Source organism: Rhodopseudomonas pseudopalustris, from assembly GCF_900110435.1.
Lineage (GTDB): Bacteria > Pseudomonadota > Alphaproteobacteria > Rhizobiales > Xanthobacteraceae > Rhodopseudomonas > Rhodopseudomonas pseudopalustris.
Window position 1 is genome coordinate 1 of the sequence record NZ_FODT01000002.1, and the last position, 20,477, is coordinate 20,477.

Below are 20,477 nucleotides of genomic sequence, written 5' to 3' on the forward strand. Positions count from 1 at the left end.
TGACCGTGGTGACTACGCTCGTGTGCTTTTTTACTATGCACACGAGGCCGCGGACGCGTCGTGCGTCCGGCGTTCCGCACGCCCTCTTCTTCGAGAGGGCGGAACGTTCCTCGCAAAGCCCGGGCGCAGATGCGTCGCGGAAACGCGATCCCATGTCTGCAATCATTTGGCTGTTTGAAATTTGAAGATCGTTTGCGTGCCAGCCTATCCGCACACGCAGCGCCATCCTACGCGAGGGCGTAGCAGCCGCAGTCGTCATCCTCGGTTCGGAATGACCGAACTCTCCGTCCGTCTATTTGCTCCGCCAGAACGAGAAGCCCTTCTCCGGCGCCGGGCTCGACGGCGTCGCGGTTGCGGGCGCGGCAGTGGGCGTTGCTGCCGGCGGGCGTGGCTTCGGGTCGCCGTCGTCGTCGTGATGATGGCTGAGCAGGCGTTTGCCGAGGCTCCAGGACACCCGGCCGACATCGTCCATCATCATGAACATCGCCGGCACGAAGATCAGCGACAGCACCGTCGAGAAGATCAGGCCGCCGATCACGGCGAGCGCCATCGGCGAGCGGAATTCGCCGCCGGCGCCGAACGCCAGCGCGCTCGGGATCATGCCGGCGACCATCGCGATGGTCGTCATCACGATCGGCCGGGCGCGCTTCTGGCCGGCGTCGATCATCGCCTCTTCGCGATTCTTGCCGTCGCGGATCGACTCCAGAGCGAACTCGACCAGCATGATCGCATTCTTGGTGACGATGCCCATCAGCATCAGGATGCCGATCCACACCGGCGTGGTGAGCTGCTTGCCGGTGATCAGCAGTGCGCCGATCGCGCCGCCGATCGACAGCGGCAGCGAGAACAGGATGGTGATCGGTTGCAGGAAGGTGCCGAACAGCAGCACCAGCACCGCATAGACCATCATCAGCCCGGCGCTGATCGCGGTGGCGAAGCCGTCCGAAAGTTCGTTCAGGCTTTCCGCGTCGCCGGACGGGCTGACCCGGACCCCCTTCGGCAGCGACTTCATCACCGGCAGATCGTTGATGCGCTTCTGGGCGTCGCCGAGCGCGGCATTGCCGACGAGGTCCGCGGCCACCGTCGCCTGGCGCTCGCGGTCGTAGCGATTGATGCTGGTCGGTCCCTGGTCGAACTTGACGTCGGCGACCACCGACAGCGGCACCGAGCCTCGGCCGCCATAGATTGGCACCTGGAGCTGTTCGAGCACGCTGAGATCGCCGCGAGCGCCGTCCTCGAGCTGGACCCGGATCGGCACCAGCCGATCACCGGCGTCGAATTTGGCGAGCGCCGGGCCGACGTCGCCGATGGTGGCGACGCGGATCGTCTCCGACAGGCTTTCGGTCGAGACGCCGAGCCGGGCGGCGAGATCGGCGCGCGGCAGGATTCGCAGTTCGGGGCGATCGAGCGAAGTCTCCGAGATCACGTTGGAGAGGATCGGGATGCGCTTCATCTGCGCCGCCAGTTCCTGGGCGACGTTGTTGACGATGTTGCTGTCGGCGCCGGTCACCACCAGCGAGATCGCGCGCAGGCCGTTCTCGTCGAGGAACCAGTAGCGGATGTCGGGGACCTGATCGAGATCCTTGCTGATCGCGAGTTCGAGTTCGCGCTGGGTGATCTTGCGATCGCCCTTCGACGTGTAGTTGATGATCAGCGAGGCGCGGCGCACCTCGTGGATGCCCGGCGGCACCCGGCCGCCATCGACGAACACGCTGCGGACTTCAGGCCGCTTGCGCAGCATCGTCACGACGGTTTCGGTGATCTTCTCGGTGGTCCCGATCTGGGTGCCGGGCGGCAGCTCCATCGCCATCACCGAACGCGAGGTGTCCTGCGCCGGCAGGAAGCCCTGCGGCAGCAGCACGATGCTCCAGATCGACGCCGCGAACACCCCGAGCCCGATCAGCACCGTGAGATAATAGTGCTTCACGGACCACGTCACCATCCGGGTGTAGCCCCGCAGGATTCGGCCCGGCGGCTTCTCCTCATGCGGGACGTGCTTGAGGAAATAGGCGGCGAGCACAGGCGTGACGAAGCGCGCCGCCAGCAGCGAGAAGAACACCTGCACCGAGACGGTGATGCCGAACTGCTTGAAGAATTGCCCGGCGATGCCGGACATGAAGCTGGCCGGCGCGAAGATCGCGATGATGGTGAGGCTGATCGCGATCACCGCGAGGCCGATCTCGTCGGCGGCTTCGATCGCCGCCTGGTAGGGCGATTTGCCCATCCGCATGTGGCGGACGATGTTCTCGATCTCGACGATGGCGTCGTCGACGAGGATACCCGTCGACAGCGTGATGGCGAGGAAGCTGACCAGGTTCAGCGAGAAGCCCAGCATGTCCATCGCCCAGAACGCCGGGAAGATCGACAGCGGCAGCGAGATCGCGGCGATGACGGTGGCGCGGATGTCGCGCAGGAACAGGAACACCACGATCACCGCGAGGATCGCGCCCTCGAACAGCGTCGAGATCGCGGCCTCATAATTGCCCTTGGTGTAATCGACCGAGGTGTCGATCAGCTTGAGGTCGACATCCGGATGCGCCGCCTTCAGCGCGTCGATCCGCTTCTGCACTGCGCTCGCGACCACGACGTCGCTGGCGCCCTTGGAGCGCTTGATGCCGAGCGCGACCACCGGCTCGCCATTGACGCGGGCGAAGGTGCGGCGGTCGGCGATGGTGTCGGTGACGGTGCCGAGGTCGTCGAGTCGGATTTCGCCGCCCGACGACAGGCTGATCATGGTGCCGGCGAGATCGTTCAACGTCTTGGCGCCGGCCAGCGTGCGGATCGCCTGGTCGTTCTTGCCGATCTCGGCGCGGCCGCCGGCGAGGTCGACATTGGTGCCGCGCAGCCGCCGCGACACGTCGAGCGCGGTGAGGCCCGCGGCCTTGAGCCGGTCGGGATCGAGCGACACCAGAATTTCGCGCTCGACGCCGCCGATGCGCTCGACCTGCGCCACCCCGCGCACGCCCTGCAGCGCGCGCTTGACCACGTCGTCGACGAACCAGGAGAGCTGCTCGGGCGTCTTGCCCGGCGAGATCGCGGCGTAGGTGACGATCGGCAGCCCGATCACGTCGACGCGCTGGATCAGCGGTTCGGTGACGTTCTGCGGCAGGTTGCTGCGGACCCGGGTGATGGCGTCCTTGACGTCGTTCAGCGCGCGGTCGGTATTGGTTTCGAGCGCGAATTGAATCGTGGTGACCGAGAGGCCGTCGGTGACCGACGAGGCGATGTGCCGGACGCCCTCGACGCCGGACACGCCGTCCTCGATCGTTTTGGTGACCTGTGCTTCCAGCTCGGCCGGCGCGGCGCCGAACTGCGCCACCGCGACCGAGATCACCGGAATGTCGGCGCTCGGCAGCCGCGTGACCGCGAGCTTGGTGAAGCTGATCCAGCCCAGCGCGAGCAGGATGATCGAAAACACGATCGAGGGCAGCGGATGCCGGATCGACCAGGAGGAGACGTTGAGGCCCATTAGCGTACTCGCGATCGGTCGAATTCGTCCTGGAAGATCGGCTTGATCAGGTCGCCGTCGTGCAACGAGGTGCCGGCATCGGCGACGACAACCTCGCCCTCGCGCACGCCCTCGAGGATCTCGATGCTGCTATCGGACACCAGACCGACCTTGACCTTGCGGGTCTCGACGGTGTTGCCCTTCACGACTTGCACCTTGAGGTGATCGATCGCCTGCCGCGGGATCGCCACGCCGCAGCTCCGCCGCGCATCGATCGTCGCCCGGACGAACATGCCGACCTTGAGCGAAGGCGAATTGGTGACCGACAGCCGGACCTTGCCGAGCTGGGTTTTGCGGTCGATCTGCGGCGCCATCAACCGCACCTTGCCGGCCAGATCCGAACCGTCGTCCCGGCCGATGCGCGCCGGGGCGCCGGGCGCGACCTTGAGCGCGTGGATGCTCGGCACCTCGGCTTCGATCTCGAGTTCGTTGTTGACGGCGATCCGCGCTACCGGACCCGCCAGCGGCGAAGCCGGCGCGCCGGCGATGGTGCGCAGTTCGGTGATCAGTCCCGCGGCCGGCGCGCGCAGCGATTTCGGCCCGGTCGCGCCGATGATGCGCACCAGCTCCTGGTTGTCGGTGACGACATCGCCCTCGCGCACCAGCACATCGGTCACCTTGCCGTCGCTGTCGGCGATCACCACCGCTTCCTTGCGCGGAACCACGAAGCCGGTGATCCGCACCATGTCTGAGAAGCAGGCGTTGGTCGCCTTGGCGACGGTGACCTGCACGCCGGACGGTGCAGGCTCGGCTTTTTCGGCGGCGACAAGGGAGTCGGCGAACCCAACGATCGCCAAGCCAAAAGCTGCGCCATTGAGGGCCGCAATCCGAACGCGCGCCAAGCGCGTTCTGGCCGAAACGATGGTGGTCGTGACGCGGGACAGGGCGGTTAGCTCGATCCACACCTTGGTCATGAGCGTACTCAATCAGGTCTCGATTCGGATGTTCGCTTCACCAGTTCGGTTGTTCAGCGAATTCGAATCAACGAACACTGAAAACAAAACCTTCGGTGCGCTGCCGCGTGCGGCAATCTACACACGGTGATGAATTGGCAAAAGAGCAAAAGCGCCCCGCGAATGGCGGAGCGCCGAAATGCTGATACGCGTGGGCGCCGAACAATTTCTTCGGTATCACTTGGAGGCGGTGGTCTGGCTGGTCATGTTGACCACCTGCACGCGCCGGTTGGACGGATCGGCGGGACGCACCGCATCCTTCGGCTTGTTCTCACCATAGCCGACGGTAACGAGATCACTGCCGGCGATCCCATATTTTTCGACGAGTACACGTTTGATCGTGTCAGCGCGGCGTTCGGACAGATCCTGATTATATGCGTCGCCGCCAATGCTGTCGGTGTGGCCCGCAACCACAAAGGTCGATCCCTTGAGGTCCGGATTGGACAGCGCCTTGCCGAGCGCGTCGACCGCCGGCTCGGCCTTGCGGCTGATATTTGCGGAATTGTAGTCGAAGGTGATCTCGAGATCGATGTTCGGCTTGTCCTTCGCCAGTGTTGCGATCTGCTCACGCTCGCCTGACGACAGCGACCGGGTGGTGCGGTTGCGCAACGTGTCGACGAATTGCCGCTCGGCGGGATCGGCCGCCGGTCGCGACGCGGAGAGGCTGCGGGTCAGCGGTTTCTTCGGCGCCAACGCCCGGAGGATCTGATCCTCGGTCGCATCGTCGGCGGCCAGCGCCATGCCGGTCCCGAAAGACAATGCTGCGCTGATACCGACGATGGCGCGGATGAAGTTGAGGCTGGATGTGTTCGACATTGTGATACCCCCCACGCCCTCGGGCGTTTGTGCAACAAGCAACAAGGTTGCGAAGTCTCCGAAAAGCCGTCTCGACTCATCGTCGCTTCGAGGGCGGCGGAGGTTCAATGCGGCGTCGAAGCGGTCGCGAAGCTGTATCAGCGCACCCCGTAGCCAGCGAACTCCTTCACTATATTCGGGTCCAATCCCTTGGCGGTTGTGATGTCGATTTCCCCTTCGGACTTCATCCCGGAGCGCAGACGGGCGAGTCCCCGTCCGTACAGCGACGAAGTGAGCCGCGGATTGATCTTCAGCGCCGCGTCGAAATCCGCGATCGCATTCTTGTTCTGGCCGTTCTTGAGATTGAGCAGCCCCCGGCTGTCGAGCGCATCGACGAAATTGGGGCGCAAACGCAGTGCTTCATTGCAGTCCTTGAGCGCTGCGGTCAGTTCATTGACGATGGTGCGCACGAAGCAGCGATTGTTGTAGGCCTCGACATCCCTCGGGTTGAGCCGGATCGTGTCGTCAAAATCCTTGATCGCTGACCAGTAGGCGCCCTTGCTGGCGTAGACCTGACCGCGCCGGTACAGCGCATTGGCGTCGGCCGGGTTTTCCTCGATCCGGTTACTCAGGCTCTGGACGGTCGGATCGTCCCGCAGCGACAGCTTCACCTTCTCGTTGTCCTGCCCGGCGTCACCGGAGACCGGTTCAGCTGTGATCGAGCCGAGTTCCTTGGCGAGCTCCTTCGGCACATCGATCGGCTTCGGAAGTTCGATCTGCTTGGCCAGTTCAGCGGGCTTGTCAGGTTCGGCGGCGGCCGTCGGAGCAGACTTGGTGACGGTGGCGGAAGGCTTCGCCACGGGCGGACTAACCGCCACGGCGGGCTTGGTATCGACCGGAGCAGGGTTGGCTTTCGCCGCCGGTTCCGGCGGCGTGCGATCGACAACGGGATTTGCCTTGGAGGTATCGGCCGCAGCGGTCTTGGAACTGGGCACGAAGGAGAAGTCTTCCGCCAGCGACGACGAAATCCACGGCACCTGTTCGCTGCGCGACGCCCGCGTGACGCCGACCCGGGTGCGATTGAGTGCTTCCTCGGCCCCGAGGCCGGGAACGCGGATTTCCTTGAGCAGTTCGCTGACGAACAGGCTGTGGTCGCCGCCATTGTCACTGACCACCGAACTCAACGCGGCGGAGTACATCACCAGCGAGCCGCCGGGTGCGATGATCGGGGCGAGGCCCGCCGAGAAGCTACGAAACCGGCGCTCGAACGGATTGCGCCGCGAGGCGTCGATCAACGCGATCTTGACGGTTGCTCCGCGGCTGTTCAGTTCCCCGAGCACGGTCTCGAGGCTGATGCCGTCGCGGCGGACGTCCGGCTCGGTCCAGATCTGGGCATCGACCGGAATCATGTAGCTCTGCCGTCCGGACTGGATGCCGAAGCCGCTGAAGAACACCAACGCCACCGATCCCGGCTTGACACGATTGTACAGACGATCGAAGGCGCGCCGCATCGCGTCTCCGTTGAGATTCTCGCCGGCGTCGACGTCGAAGCCGTCGCGCTTCAACTCGTCGGCCAGATCGCGCGCATCGTTCACCGGCTGAGTCAACGGCTTCTCGGCGTCGGGATATTTGGCGTTGCCGATCACCAGCGCGACGCGCGCGCCGCGCGCATCATCGGCCTGCGATCGGGTTGCCGGCGCCATCAGCAAAGTGAGGAGTACGAACAACGCAATGCGGATATTCATTCGGCGCCAGTCCTGAGATGGGGCGCCGATCCAGACGGGGCCGGGACGGCGACCTGACTTCAATCAACGATCTTCATATTATCAAACCGCGCGGGTCGCCACTGTCAATCAGCCGCGACGTCGGCTTTCGTTGCCATGACGAGTGCGCCAGGGACGGCAGGCATCATGTAGTCGTCGCGATCGCGGATCGTGGAACACGAGCGCCTCGCGAGCCGTCGAATGATGCAGGCCAACCTTCATTCAAGGCGCTGACGCTGCCGGTGCGGAGATTCGGCGTTCAGTATCCGATGCCAAGCATCAGGACGAAGTCACGTCGGCACCAGCTGCCGCAGCGCGCATCGCCGCTGTCCACGCGGCGGACGTTTCGCGGGGCCGTGGCGACACTCGTGCGCTTGGCAGGCGCGGCCGACGCTTTCGCGGTCGAAGCCGAAGCGCCTGCGGTCCCAGCCGGTGTTGTGGCGCTTGGCGCCGAACTGGCTGATACCGGCTCGGACTTTGCGGGCGCGTCCCTGCTGCCGGTCGCCGTGTTGGCTGCTTCGGTGTTCGACGTGGCGACGCCCTGCGCCAGCGTGCCGAGGCTCACCGGAGCGGCGATCGTTTCGTTGCTCGCGACAGCGCCTTGCGTGGCGGAAACCTGCGTGACCGCGAGCGCCGCCACGAAGCCGGCCGCAGTGATGGTCCGTCGCGTCAGGTGTAGAGAATAGGCCATCGATCACCTCGTCATCTGTTCCCGGCGACACACGCCGCGATCGGCCGCCACAACGGCGGCCTTGAGTATCATCATTCGTCCGGCGTCGCGCCGGATGATCGCGATCGGCGCTCAGAAGCCGACGCCGATCATCGCGGCGCCGCCACCGTGACCGCCGCCGCTCGGCCGCGACGATGCCTGCTGGCGCGCGCGCGGCTCGGGACGGGACGGGCGGCGCTCCTGCTGTGCTTCGCGGCGCGCCGGCTTGCGGCGTGTCGCGGGCTCGTCCGCATCGTCGTCGCGCGGACGCCGGGTCGCCGCTTTCGGCTCCTCGGACTTCTCGCTCGCGATGCAGCTCTCACCCTTGGCGATTTGCCCCGATTTGCACTCGATCGGGCAAACACGGCCGGATTGCTTGCCGAGATCGGATACCAGATCCTCGGTCACGCTCGCGTCGTCCGACGAGCGCCCCTTGATGCTCAAATAGCGGCTCAACGCAGATTTGGTCGCGGCGCCGAGCTCGCCACTGGGCTTCTCGGTCAGGCATCCGATACGCGTCAATTCGCTTTGTGCCGAGCGGACGAGTTGCGGCGAATTCGGCATCGCCGCGGCACGCTTGTCCGCTTCCAGCTTGAGGCGATCGATCGCCGTGGCGACCATCGGCTGCAGCCGGCTGCAGGTAATCGATTTGGCGAAGGTCTTCATGTCGTCGAGCGCGGAAGTCGCGCTGCTCTTGCCGTTGAGGTCGTCGAACTTGGCCTGCTGATCCTTGCAGACGGTTTCCTGGATGGTCGCTTCCGCCGCCTTGCGCCGCTCGTCTTCGGCTAGCCTGGTTCGCCGCTCGCTTTCGGCGCGAAGCGCTGCGGCTTCCGCCGCGGTCTTCTGGCGGTCGGCATCCTCTGCCTTGCGTTTTGCCTCGGCTGCCTTGCGTTCGGCTTCGTCCGCCTTGGCCTTGGCGTCGACCTCGGCCTTCTGCGCGCGGCGTTCGTCGTCCTCGCGCTTCCGAACGGCGGCTTCCTCGACTTTCTTCTGGGCGGCCTGCTGCTTGGCCAGTTCCGCGGCCTTTGCGGCGGCGTCGCGCTCGGCGCGCGCACGGTCGTCACGCTCGCGCGCAATCCGCTGCAACAGATCGACCCGGGTCTGCGCGGTGATCGACAGCGGCGAATCCGGATAGCGCTTGATGAACTTCTGCAACGCCGAGATGTCGTTGCTATCCTTTACCCGGTCCCAATCCAGCGCTTCCTTGGAGTTGGCCTCGCGCCCCGGCGCCATCGTGCTCGGCTCGACCGCCGCCGTCTTGACGTTGCCGGCGGCCGACGACGGCTCGCTCTTAGGAGCCTGATCGGTCAGGCTCGCGATCTGGGCGCGGGCCAGATCGGCATAGAAGCCGGTCTTGTAGGTGCTGAGGAACACTTCCCAGGCGCGGCGGGACCCAATCTTGGCGACCAAGTCGTAGTCCGCCTTGACGTCGTTCGCATGGGCTTCCTGCGTCACCGCCGGCGCCGCCACCAGCGAGACATTGCCGCCACCGAGCGAGCCGTACACGAACGGCTCCTGCTTGTTGCCGGTCGACTTCATTACCTCGTCGCGGACGCGGCCGAACGCCAACCGGATGTCCAGCCCGGGCACGGTGAGGTTCTTGAGAATGGCGGACGTGAAAGGACTATGGTCGCCCTGGCCGTCTTCGGCGGTCGAGCCGGCCTTCGCCGCATAGGCGATCAGCGTGTCTGTACTGGTCGGCTCGACCTTGCCGAGGCCAGAGCTGACAGCGCGGTTCGCAACTTTGCGCTCGCGGCGCATCCTTACTGTGAACGGGTTGTCGCGGCAGGCGTCGAGAATCACTACGCGCAGCCGCTGCGCGCCATCGGCCGACGATACCATGCGATCGAGCGGGATCGCCTCGTCCTCGGCGTCGCGGTCGCTGGCGAGCCGGGCATCGACCGGGATCAGGTAATTGCTGCCGCTGATCTCGATGCCGTGCCCTGCATAATAGATGACGGCGATGTCGGCCTGATCGGCGTCGGCCTCGAATTTGCGGATCGCGCGCTTGAAATCCAGATTGCCGACGTTGACCACCAAAGTCACATCAAAGCCGGCGCCCTTGAACATCTGCGCGACCGCGTTCGCGTCACGCGACGGGTTTGGTAGCTGCGGAACGTTCTGATAGGTCGAGTTCCCGACCACCATCGCGACGCGCTTGCCGTCCGCGAACGCGAGACCGGACGACATCACCACCGCCAGGATGGCTGCGCCGATCTTCGCCCCAATCGGACCGAGACGCTCGAACATCGTTTTTCCCGGGTCGTTCGCCGCAGCGACTTCCTGACAAGAAAGGAAAGCGAGTTGGGTGGACGTTCCAACCGTTTCAAAAGCACGTGCTGACCAGCCTATCCTATCGCCGACCCGACGTCCGATCAATTGTCGACGCCAGGTAGCGCGGGCGGCCTCGTCCACCGCCCGGCTGATGACTTCACTTCGTCGCTTCGTCGTGCTCGACCATGTTGACGATCTGGACGCGCCGGTTTTCGGCGCCGAGCGGATCGGAAGGGTCCTTCAGTTGCTTCTTGCCATAGCCGACCGCGACCAGGTGGTCCGGCCGGATACTGTACCGATCTATCAAATAACGCTTCACGGACTCGGCGCGGCGCTCCGACAAGGTTTGATTGTAGTCGTCCCCACCTTTGGCATCGGTATGACCCGCCAGCATGACGATCGAATCCTTCAGATCGCTGCTGATGAGCGCGTCGCCGAGACTCTTGAGCTGCGGTTCGGCACGGGGCGTCAGCGCCGCGGAATTGTAGTCGAAGTTGATTTCGAGGTCGATCGCGGGCCGTTTGGCGGCGATTGCCGCCATTTGCTCCCGATCGCCCGCCGACAGAGCGGGTCTGGCTGATCCGTTTGACGGTTGCGAGTTCTTCCGGGCTTACCGCCGCGCGGGCGCCGCTGAGGCTGCGGGTCTTGGCGCCCTTGAGCTGATCGCGAATCTGTTGCGCGGAGACCTCACCGGCCTGGGCCGCGTTCGGGTTGATAGCGAGGCCGCTCACCAGAACGAAGGCGGCGAGCGCCAGGCTGATATCGCTGAGTCGAATGATCATGCGTCGAATCATCATGGTTAGCTCCATTTGGCCCCGGCTGCTGAGCGGCTGGTCGGCCTCTTGGTGATCAGTTTTGCTCCTGGCGCCCCGTCCCGCTGTGACCTTGGTCACTCAGTCGCCGGGATGAGGTCTTGTCCGGAAGAGCAGGGCAGACGTATCTCCCCTCGGGCTTGGACGTCGGCTGGGCACGATATGTTCAAGCGGTTCATAAATTTGGTTCGAATCGCTCGGCTTCCTACAAGTAATCGCAGAAGCGCCGTTTACCGGTGATAACACGCTGAACTGACAGGCCGGGACGATCATACCAACCCGGATAGTAACCGACGTCACATTTGTTGCTGCAGGATCACATGGTTTGGAATTATCGGGGTTTGCACCCCTCCTCGTAGCCGCGATCCTTGCTCGCTCTGATTTCGGTGCCGTAGAAATTACGCCAAGCAACGCGCTGGGGCTGATGTCGCGTGGCGCATTTTAGATTTCTGATTGAGTCGATAGGGGATCGATAAGTATGCAACACGCGCGGACCCGAATTCTGGCAGGCTTCGCTTTCGCGATGGCCGCCTCCGTTTCCACCGGCGCCTTGGCCGAATGTACCGGCACAGGCAGCTTCGTTCCGGGCGCCGTGATTCCGGGCACCAATTTCAGTCCGAGCGCGCTCTTGCCGTTCGCCGCGGGCGGTGCGGTGAATTCGCTCGTTTCGGCGATCAACACCGCCAACACGGCATTCCTCACCCAATCGACCGCCTTCGTGAGCGCCCCGCGCAATCCGGCGCCGAATCAGGAAGGCGGCGGCGTCTGGACCCGTGCGATCGGCGGTGAAGTCACCACCAAATCGACCAGCACGACCTCCAACGTGTCGCTCGGGGGTGTCGGATTGCCGGGCTCGGTGAACTGCAACAACGAGAACAAGCTCAGCTTCGCTGGCGTTCAGGTCGGGGCGGATACCTCGATTCTGAACTACAACGGCTGGAATATGCACCTCGGCTCGACCGTCGGCTATCTCGGCGCCAAGTCCCGCGACAAGTCGTCGGCCGGTGCACTCAACCCGCTTGGCGGCACTTTCGAGGACACGCTGCAGGTGCCGTTTGCGGGCGTCTATGTCGCGATCACCAAAGGCGGTTTCTTCGCCGACGGCCAGGTTCGCCTTGATTACTATCAGAACTCGCTGAGTGATCCGATCGTCGGCGGTATCTTCAGCCAGAAGCTGGATGCCCGTGGCCTCTCCTTCACCGGTAACGTCGGCTACAACCACGCGTTGGAGAACAACTGGTTCATCGAGCCTTCGGCCGGTATCGTGGTCTCGAAGGTCAAGGTCGATCCGCTCAACGTGACCGGCTCGCTGGTGTTGCCCGCGACCTTCACGCCGGGCGTCACGTTCCCCGGCCAGTTGCAGGTCGACGATATCAACAGCACGCTCGGTCGCCTCAGCTTGCGCGGCGGCACCAGCATCGCATCCGGCAACATGATCTGGCAGCCCTTCGCCATTGCGAGCGTCTATCATGAATTCAGCGGGGCGGTGACTTCCACTTTCAACGGCGATGCGGCGTTCAACGCGACCGGCATCCCGTCGGCGACCGGCACGATCTCCAGCACCAACCTCGGCACCTACGGCCAATTCGGGCTCGGCGTCGCCGGCCAGCTCGTCAACACCGGCCTGCTCGGCTACGTCCGTGCCGACTATCGCACGGGTGATCATATCGACGGCTACAGCCTGAACGGCGGCGTCCGCTACCAGTTCGCGCCCGACGCGATCGTCGCTGCGCCGCTCTACACCAAGGCCGCGAAGGCTCCGGTGCTGGTCCGCTCGGCCTATAACTGGACCGGCTTCTTCATCGGCGGCAGCTTCGGCGCGCTGAATGGCCGGACCGACTGGACATTCCAGCCGGTCGGCACGCGCACCGATCCGCGTTTCGCCGGCGCGATCGGCGGCGGCCAGATCGGTTACGACCATCAGTTCGGCAAGTGGGTGGTCGGCGTCGAAGGCAACCTGTTCGCGACCAATGCCAACGGCGCTCGTCCCTGCCCGAATGGCGTGTTCTTCACGTGTGAAAACAATGTGAGCTGGATGGGCACCGCGACTGCGAAGCTCGGCTACGCGTTCTGGGATCGCTCGCTCTGGTACGTCCGTGGCGGCGGCGCCTTCGGCGATCTCAAGGTCACCACCAACTGCAACACCGGTCCGGTGGTTCCCAATCCGGCATTCCTCGTCGTGGCGGGTTGCGGCGAAAGCGCCAGCCGCAACCGTGCCGGCTGGACCATTGGGTTCGGTTCGGAGTTCGCGCTGAGCAAGAACTGGACGGTGCGCGCCGAGACCAACTATTTCGACATGGGTAACGAGCGCTACACGCTGCCGACCTCGACCATCGACGTCAAGGAAACCGGTTTCATCTCGACCGTTGGCCTCAACTATCGCTTCGCGCCCACGGCGCTGGTCGCGAAATACTGATCATCGATCGCGGATCGCTTGATCTGTCGAATAGGCCCCGGCTCGCGCCGGGGCTTATGTCGTTTTGACGCCGAGTTCGTCGCGTTTTCGAGCGAAATGGATCCCGGTTCGCATCAAGAAGATCTGGGACGAACATCGAGTGAGAGCTTCGGCTCTGGCGCAACCAGAACCGAACAAACTCCAAGCGTACGATCGCGATCGCGATCGGATCGCGTCAGAGCCACACTCCGCCGAAGTCAGCCGACCGAGACCCGTGACTTTGCCGCCGGCAGGTCGTCGTGATGCGGAGCCTCCTGATCGTGGTTGGCCTGGATCAGATTGAGGTGCCGCTCGATCTTGCCGAGCGCCTCCGCGAGATTGTCGCGCTCTGATGCGGACAGGCAGGACAGGATCTGCTGTTCCCTGCGTTTCAGCCGCGGCACCAGCTCGTGATAGAGCGCGCGCCCCTTACGCGTCAGCCGCAGGCGGAGTTCGCGGCGATCGTCCTCGTTCTCGACCCGCTCGATCAGTTCGCGCTGCAGCAACGCGGTGACGGCCCGGCTGATGGTCGATTTGTGGGTTCTGGTGCACTGCGCAATGAATTGTGCCGTGCACGCGTCGTTGCGGAAGCCGAGGGTCGCCAAGATCCGCCAGCCCGGAATATCGAGCCCATAGCGCTGCTGATACTCGCTGGCCAGCGCTGCGCTGACCTCGGCGGCCAGCCGGTTGAGCTGGAACGGCACGAACGAAAACAGATCGAGCTTGCTCAAAAAAATCTCCAGCTCGGGTTGCGCGTCGCGGCGACTGCGGCTTAGATGGTTGCAAATGAAACTATCATGCAGGAGGAAGCCTTGACCAGCGGTTTGCCGGACCTCCCGGGTCAAAAAGGCTGACGCCGATGTCCCATCACCAGGAGCACTTTCATTTCGGCTACCGTCGTCATCCCGATCAGGATCGCGACAACGACCCGGCCCGCCATCCGGTGGTGGTGGTCGGCGCCGGCCCGGTCGGCCTGTCGCTGGCGATCGATCTCGCGCAGCGCGGCGAGAACGTGGTGTTGCTCGACGACGCCGACAGGATCGGCGAGGGTTCGCGCGCGATCTGCTTCTCGAAGCGCGCGCTCGAAGTTTGGGATCGGCTCGGCGTCGGCGCGCGGATGGTCGAGAAGGGCGTGGTCTGGCAGGTCGGCAAGATCTTTCGCCGCGACGAGATGGTCTATCAATTCGATCTCTTGCCCGAGACCGGGCACAAGATGCCGGCTTTCATCAATCTGCAGCAATATTACGCCGAAGCCTATCTGGTCGAGCGCGTCCAGCAATTGCCGCAGATCGATCTGCGATGGCGCAACAAGGTGACGGCCTTGGCGCAGCATAACGACCACGCGGTGTTGACGATCGAGACGCCCGATGGGTCGTATCGCCTCGCCGCCGACTACGTCGTCGCCTGCGACGGTGCACGATCGGCGCTGCGCGGCATGGTCGGCGCGGAATTTGCGGGCGAGGTGTTCGAGGATCAGTTCCTGATCGCCGACGTTCGGATGAATGCGGAATTCCCGACCGAGCGCTGGTTCTGGTTCGATCCGCCGTTTCATTCCGGTCAGTCTGCGCTGCTGCATCGCCAGCCCGACAATGTCTGGCGGATCGATCTGCAGATCGGAGCCGACGCCGACGCGGCTGTGGAACGACTGCCTGGGAATGTCCGGCCGCGGATCGAGCGGATGCTCGGGAATAGCGATTTCAGCTTCGAGTGGATTTCGATCTACAAGTTCCAGTGTCGCCGGATGCAGCGCTTCCTGCACGAGCGGGTGATCTTTGCCGGCGACTCCGCGCATCAGGTCTCGCCATTTGGCGCCCGCGGCGCCAACTCCGGCCTGGAGGATGGCGAGAACATCGCCTGGAAGCTCGCAATGGTGCTGCGCGGTGACGCGCCCGCGAGTTTACTCGACAGTTACGAGATCGAACGCAGCCAGGCGGCGGATGACAACATCCGGCATTCGACGCGCTCGACCGATTTCATCGCGCCGCACTCGAAACAGGAGCGCCGGCTGCGCGACGTCGCGCTGGCGCTCGCGCGGGACGTCGAGTTCGCCAAGCGCATGGTCAATGCCGGCCGGCTGTCGACGCCGACGGCGTATGACAGTCCGCTATCGACCCCGGACGCCGACGCCTGGAACGCCGGACCGAAGCCGGGCGCCACATTGCTCGACGCGCCGCTGAAGGCAGCCGATGGCGGGCCGGTGTTTCTGACCGACGCGTTCAAAGCCGCAGGCTGCGGCTTCGTGCTGCTGGAAATCGCCAACGGCGCGGCAGCGCCTGCGCCGCAGGGCGTGCGCAGCCTGCGCATCGGCAAGGATGCGCCGCTGCGGGACGAGGAAGGGCTGTTCACGAAGCGCTATGATGCGACGCCGGGGGCGGCCTATCTGCTGCGCCCGGACGGCTATGTCGCGGCGCGCTTCCGGCACCCCACACAAGCCGCGCTCGACGCGGCGCTGGCGCGCGCCAGCGGGAGAGCAGCACGATGACCGCAGCACTGTCGACCAGAAGCAATTTCACCGATCCCGACGCCGCCTACCGGATGATCGTCGAGGCGCATCGCGGCGTCAGCGACGAGCAGAGCGCGGCGCTCGACGCGGCGCTGGTGCTGATCCTCGCCAACCACATCGGCGATCTCGATCTGCTGCGCGAGGCGGTGACGCTGGCGAAGCGGAGCGTGGTGAGTGAAGGGCAGGGGTGATGCGATTGCCGAGAAGATGCTGCACCTCTCGGAAAGAAATGCCGCGCCTCACATTCGTCATTCCGGGTTCGCTCGCTGCGTGAGCGCCCCGGAATGACCACCCCAGGACAAGCAACAAGGACCACCAAATGGCTAAAGGTTTCGCCTCCACCACCGATCTCGCCGAAAAGAACGTGACGTTCTCCGAGATTGGTCCCGACCTCTACGCTTTCACCGCAGAGGGCGATCCGAATTCGGCGGTGATCGTCGGCGAGGACGGCTGTCTGGTGTTCGACGCGCAGGCGACGCCGGCGATGGCCAACAAGGTGATCGAGCGGGTCCGCTCCGTCACCGACAAGCCGATCAAATACGTCGTGCTGTCGCATTATCACGCGGTGCGCGTGCTCGGCGCATCGGCCTATCAGGCGGAGGGCGTCGTCGCCTCGCAGGAGACCTGGCGGCTGATCGAGGAGCGCGGCCAGCAGGATTGGGATTCCGAATACGGCCGGTTTCCGCGGCTGTTCCAGGACGCCGAGAGCATTCCCGGCCTGACCTGGCCGACCCTCACCTTCGACGGCGAGATGTCGATCTATCTCGGCAAGCGTGAAGTGCGCCTGATGCAGCTCGGCGCCGGTCATACATCGGGAGATATCGTCGCCTGGGTGCCCGACGCCGAGGTGATGTTCACCGGCGACCTCGTCGAGTACCACTCGGCCTGTTACTGCGGCGACGCTTACTTGCGGGAATGGCCGATGACGCTCAACGAAATCCGCGAGTTCAATCCCAAGGCGATCGCGCCGGGCCGTGGCGATGCGCTGAAAGGCCTGGAGACGACGCGCGAGGCGATCGCGATGACGCGGGATTTCGTCGGCACGCTGTATGGCGCCGCCGAAATTTCCGCCGCCAAGGGCCGCAGCCTGAAGGAGACCTGGGACGCGACCCGCGAAAAGATGGACCCGAAATTTTCGAGCTTCGCAATCTACGAGCACTGTCTGCCGTTCAACGTCTCGCGCGCCTTCGACGAAGCCTCCGGCATCGACGATCCGGTGATCTGGACCGCCGAGCGCGATCGCGAGATGTGGGCGGCCCTGCAAGGGTGATGATCTCGGACAAGCTCGGACAAGGACGTCTGCTTCCGGTCGAGATCATGCGACGAACAACGAGGGAGGATGACATGAACGTCAACGCCGCGCCTGAGATCGTCGGCCGTGCTTCGCAGGGCGTCACGCCGGGCTACATGTCCGGATTCGGCAATTCGTTCGAGACCGAGGCGCTGCCCGGCGCGTTGCCGGTCGGCCGCAATTCGCCGCAGCGTGCGGCCTATGGGCTCTATGCCGAGCAACTGTCCGGCTCGCCCTTCACCGCGCCGCGCGGCGCCAATGAGCGCTCGTGGCTGTATCGCATCCGACCGTCGGTGAAGCATTCCGGCCGGTTCGCGAAAGCCGATATGGGGTTGTGGCGCTCGGCGCCCTGCCTCGAACACGACATGCCGATCGCCCAGCTCCGGTGGGATGCGCCGCCGATGCCGACCGAGGAGGTGACCTTCGTGCAGGGCGTGCGGACGATGACCACGGCCGGCGATGTGAGTACCCAAGCCGGCATGGCCGCGCATATTTACCTGATCAGCCGGTCGATGGTCGATCAGCATTTCTACAATGCCGATGGCGAGCTGATGTTCGTTCCGCAGCAAGGTCGATTGCGGCTCGTCACCGAATTCGGCGTGATCGCGATCGAGCCGGCCGAGATCGCTGTGATCCCGCGCGGCGTCAAGTTCCGCGTCGAGCTGGTCGATGGTCCGGCGCGCGGTTATCTCTGCGAGAATTACGGCGGTGCGTTCACCCTGCCGGAGCGCGGCCCGATCGGCGCCAATTGCCTCGCCAATTCGCGCGATTTCCTGACGCCGGTCGCGTCCTACGAAGACAAGGACACGCCGACCGAGCTGTTCGTCAAATGGGGCGGGGCGCTGTGGCGGACGACGTTACCGCATTCGCCGATCGACGTGGTCGCCTGGCACGGCAACTACGCGCCGTACAAATACGATCTGCGAACGTTCTCGCCGGTCGGCGCGATCGGCTTCGACCATCCCGATCCGTCGATCTTCACCGTGCTGACCTCGCCGTCGGAGACCGCGGGCACGGCGAATATCGACTTCGTGATCTTTCCCGAGCGCTGGATGGTGGCTGAAAACACCTTTCGCCCTCCCTGGTATCACATGAACATCATGTCGGAGTTCATGGGGCTGATCTACGGCGTCTATGACGCCAAGCCGCAGGGCTTCGCTCCGGGCGGCGCGAGCCTGCACAACATGATGCTGCCGCACGGGCCGGACCGCGAGGCATTCGATCATGCGTCGAACGGTGAGCTGAAGCCGGTCAAGCTCACCGGCACGATGGCCTTCATGCTGGAGACCCGCTATCCGCAGCGCGTCACCGAATACGCGGCGACCGCCGACACCTTGCAGGATGACTACGCCGATTGCTGGCGCGGCCTCGAGAAGCGCTTCGATCCGAGCCGGCCATGAGCAAGGCCGCCGATCACGACGCCGCGGTGCTGTACGGTTACTTCCGCTCGTCCGCGGCCTATCGGGTGCGGATCGCGCTCAATCTGAAGGGCATCATCGTCGCGCAGCGATATGTGCATTTGCGCAACGGCGAACAGAACCTCGAAGCGTTTCGCTGGATCAATCCGGCCGGGCTGGTGCCGTATTGGCGCGAGGGCGATTTCGGCCTCGCGCAGTCGCTGGCGATCATCGAATATCTCGACGAAGCCCATCCCGAACCGCCGCTGCTGCCGAAAGACGCGAGGGCGCGCGCGATCGTCCGCGAGATCGCCTATGCGGTGTGCTGCGACATCCATCCAATCGGCAATCTGCGGGTGCTGAAACGGCTCACCGAACTCGGCGTGGACGAGATCGACCGTGCGCGCTGGTCGAAAGAGTGGATCGAGCAGGGCTTTGCGGCGATCGAGGCGCGGCTCGCACAGACGCCGGGTCCGTTCGCCTATGGCGCGCAACCGACGCTCGCGGATCTCTGCATCGTGCCGCAGCTGTTCAACGCACGCCGCTTCGACGCCGACCTCGCGCCGTTCGAACGTATTCGCCAGATCGAGGCGGAGGCAATGAAGCTCGAGGCCTTCGTCGCCGCCGAGCCGGGCAGGCAGCCGGATGCCGAATAAGTGCCGTCACGGCGCGATCTCGACTCGTTGCTGAACTAAGAAGTCATTCAGGACCCTCTTGATGCATCCCAATGATCCGCGCTTGCGCTCCTTCATCGACGTCGATCCGACCTCGGATTTCCCGATCCAGAATCTGCCCTATGGTGTGTTCTCGACGGCGAGCACGCCGACGCCGCGTGTCGGCGTCGCGATCGGCGAATACGTTCTCGATCTCGCCGCGTTGCAGGCCGCACGCCTGATCGATCTGCCGGATGGCGTGTTCGCGCAGCCCTCGATCAACGCTTTCATGGCGCTCGGGCCGCAGCAGTGGAGCAAGACGCGAGCGCGGATCAGCGAGTTGCTAAGGCACGACAACGCCGAGCTGCGGGACAACGCCGCGCTGCGGCAGCAGGCGTTAATCCCTCTGCGCGAAGCGAAGCTGCATTTGCCGCTGCGGGTCGAGGGCTTCACCGATTTCTATTCGTCGAAGGAGCACGCCACCAATGTCGGCACGATGTTCCGCGACAAGACCAATCCGCTGCTGCCGAACTGGCTGCACATCCCGATCGGTTACAATGGCCGCGCTTCGACCGTAGTCGTCAGCGGCGCCAAGATTCATCGGCCGCGTGGACAGTTGAAGCCGCCCTCCGCCGAGCTGCCGAGCTTCGGCCCGTGCAAGCGGCTCGATTTCGAGCTGGAGATCGGCGTCGTCGTCGGGCAATCGTCGGCGATGGGCACGATGCTGACCGAGGCGCAGGCCGAGCAGATGATCTTCGGCTTCACGCTGCTCAACGACTGGAGCGCGCGTGATATCCAGCAATGGGAGTATGTCCCGCTCGGGCCGTTCCAGGCCAAGGCATTCGCGACCTCGATCAGCCCGTGGATCGTGACGCGCGAGGCGCTGGAGCCGTTTCGCGTGCACGGCCCCGAGCAGCAACCGACACCCTTGGACTATCTGCAGCAGAAGGGCGCCAACAATTACGATATCGCGCTGGAGGTCTGCCTGCGCACACCCGCGATGGCTACGCCGGCGCGGATCAGCGCCACCAATTTCAAATACATGTACTGGTCTTCGGTGCAGCAACTGGTGCATCACGCCTCGAGCGGCTGCGCGATGAATATCGGCGATCTGCTCGGCTCCGGCACGGTCAGCGGCCCGGAGAAGGATCAACTCGGCAGTCTGCTGGAGTTGAGCTGGAACGGCGCGGAGCCGGTCCAGCTTCCGGACGGCGAGCAGCGCGGCTTTCTCGAAGACGGCGACTCCCTGCTGATGCGCGGCTGGTGCCAAGGCGACGGCTATCGGATCGGCTTCGGCGAAGTCGAAGGGACGATTCAGCCGGCGGGCAATTAGAGCTCCGGTTCTGATAGAATCAGAACCGGAGCTCTAACTTTTTGCTCTGACG

Annotated in this window: 15 protein-coding genes; 7 read left to right on the plus strand and 8 right to left on the minus strand. The window is 64.4% G+C overall.

The window, feature by feature from the left end; all coding sequences use genetic code 11:
* Positions 1–292 precede the first annotated feature (292 nt).
* From BMY71_RS03390 to BMY71_RS25175, 7 genes are all read right to left on the minus strand, one after another.
* On the minus strand, positions 293–3,469 hold the full coding sequence (locus BMY71_RS03390; RefSeq protein ID WP_092681754.1) for an efflux RND transporter permease subunit: 3,177 nt from the start codon (positions 3,467–3,469) through the stop codon (positions 293–295).
* Positions 3,469–4,422, minus strand: coding sequence for an efflux RND transporter periplasmic adaptor subunit (locus BMY71_RS03395; RefSeq protein ID WP_092681756.1), 954 nt, complete (start codon positions 4,420–4,422; stop codon positions 3,469–3,471). Before BMY71_RS03395 ends, BMY71_RS03390 begins: the two co-directional genes overlap by 1 nt.
* A 216-nt stretch (positions 4,423–4,638) precedes the next feature.
* Entirely contained in the window at positions 4,639–5,277 is a 639-nt protein-coding gene (locus tag BMY71_RS03400) for an OmpA family protein (RefSeq protein ID WP_092681758.1), read from the minus strand.
* Positions 5,278–5,414: 137 nt separating this feature from the next.
* Positions 5,415–7,001, minus strand: a complete 1,587-nt coding sequence (locus tag BMY71_RS03405; RefSeq protein ID WP_092681760.1) for a caspase family protein — start codon at positions 6,999–7,001, stop codon at positions 5,415–5,417.
* 277 nt (positions 7,002–7,278) lie between these two features.
* Positions 7,279–7,710, minus strand: coding sequence for a hypothetical protein (locus tag BMY71_RS03410; RefSeq protein WP_092681762.1), 432 nt, complete (start codon positions 7,708–7,710; stop codon positions 7,279–7,281).
* Between the two features lie 111 nt (positions 7,711–7,821).
* Positions 7,822–9,978: a caspase family protein gene (locus tag BMY71_RS03415; RefSeq protein ID WP_092681764.1), complete on the minus strand. Its 2,157-nt coding sequence runs from the start codon at positions 9,976–9,978 to the stop codon at positions 7,822–7,824.
* A 181-nt stretch (positions 9,979–10,159) separates the two neighbouring features.
* On the minus strand, positions 10,160–10,543 hold the full coding sequence (locus BMY71_RS25175; RefSeq protein WP_244525972.1) for an OmpA family protein: 384 nt from the start codon (positions 10,541–10,543) through the stop codon (positions 10,160–10,162).
* A 749-nt stretch (positions 10,544–11,292) separates the two neighbouring features.
* Here BMY71_RS25175 and BMY71_RS03425 point away from each other — a divergent pair.
* Positions 11,293–13,230, plus strand: a complete 1,938-nt coding sequence (locus BMY71_RS03425) for an autotransporter outer membrane beta-barrel domain-containing protein (RefSeq protein WP_092681766.1) — start codon at positions 11,293–11,295, stop codon at positions 13,228–13,230.
* A 236-nt stretch (positions 13,231–13,466) separates the two neighbouring features.
* Here BMY71_RS03425 and BMY71_RS03430 read toward each other — a convergent pair whose 3' ends face one another.
* Positions 13,467–13,979, minus strand: coding sequence for a MarR family winged helix-turn-helix transcriptional regulator (locus BMY71_RS03430; RefSeq protein ID WP_092681768.1), 513 nt, complete (start codon positions 13,977–13,979; stop codon positions 13,467–13,469).
* A 128-nt stretch (positions 13,980–14,107) separates the two neighbouring features.
* Between BMY71_RS03430 and BMY71_RS03435 the strand changes: the two genes are divergently transcribed.
* The 6 genes from BMY71_RS03435 to fahA all read left to right on the plus strand — a co-directional run bounded on the left by BMY71_RS03435 (position 14,108) and on the right by fahA (position 20,425).
* Entirely contained in the window at positions 14,108–15,730 is a 1,623-nt protein-coding gene (locus BMY71_RS03435) for an FAD-dependent oxidoreductase (protein ID WP_092681770.1), read from the plus strand.
* Positions 15,727–15,942, plus strand: coding sequence for a DUF2783 domain-containing protein (locus tag BMY71_RS03440; protein WP_092681772.1), 216 nt, complete (start codon positions 15,727–15,729; stop codon positions 15,940–15,942). Before BMY71_RS03435 ends, BMY71_RS03440 begins: the two co-directional genes overlap by 4 nt.
* A gap of 128 nt (positions 15,943–16,070) precedes the next feature.
* Complete coding sequence (locus BMY71_RS03445; RefSeq protein WP_092681774.1) at positions 16,071–17,021, plus strand: MBL fold metallo-hydrolase; 951 nt, start codon at positions 16,071–16,073, stop codon at positions 17,019–17,021.
* A gap of 74 nt (positions 17,022–17,095) precedes the next feature.
* Positions 17,096–18,442, plus strand: coding sequence for a homogentisate 1,2-dioxygenase (hmgA, locus tag BMY71_RS03450; protein WP_092682422.1), 1,347 nt, complete (start codon positions 17,096–17,098; stop codon positions 18,440–18,442).
* Positions 18,439–19,095, plus strand: a complete 657-nt coding sequence (maiA, locus tag BMY71_RS03455; protein ID WP_092681776.1) for a maleylacetoacetate isomerase — start codon at positions 18,439–18,441, stop codon at positions 19,093–19,095. Before hmgA ends, maiA begins: the two co-directional genes overlap by 4 nt.
* 61 nt (positions 19,096–19,156) lie before the next feature.
* Positions 19,157–20,425: a fumarylacetoacetase gene (fahA, locus tag BMY71_RS03460; protein WP_092681778.1), complete on the plus strand. Its 1,269-nt coding sequence runs from the start codon at positions 19,157–19,159 to the stop codon at positions 20,423–20,425.
* Positions 20,426–20,477 lie beyond the last annotated feature (52 nt).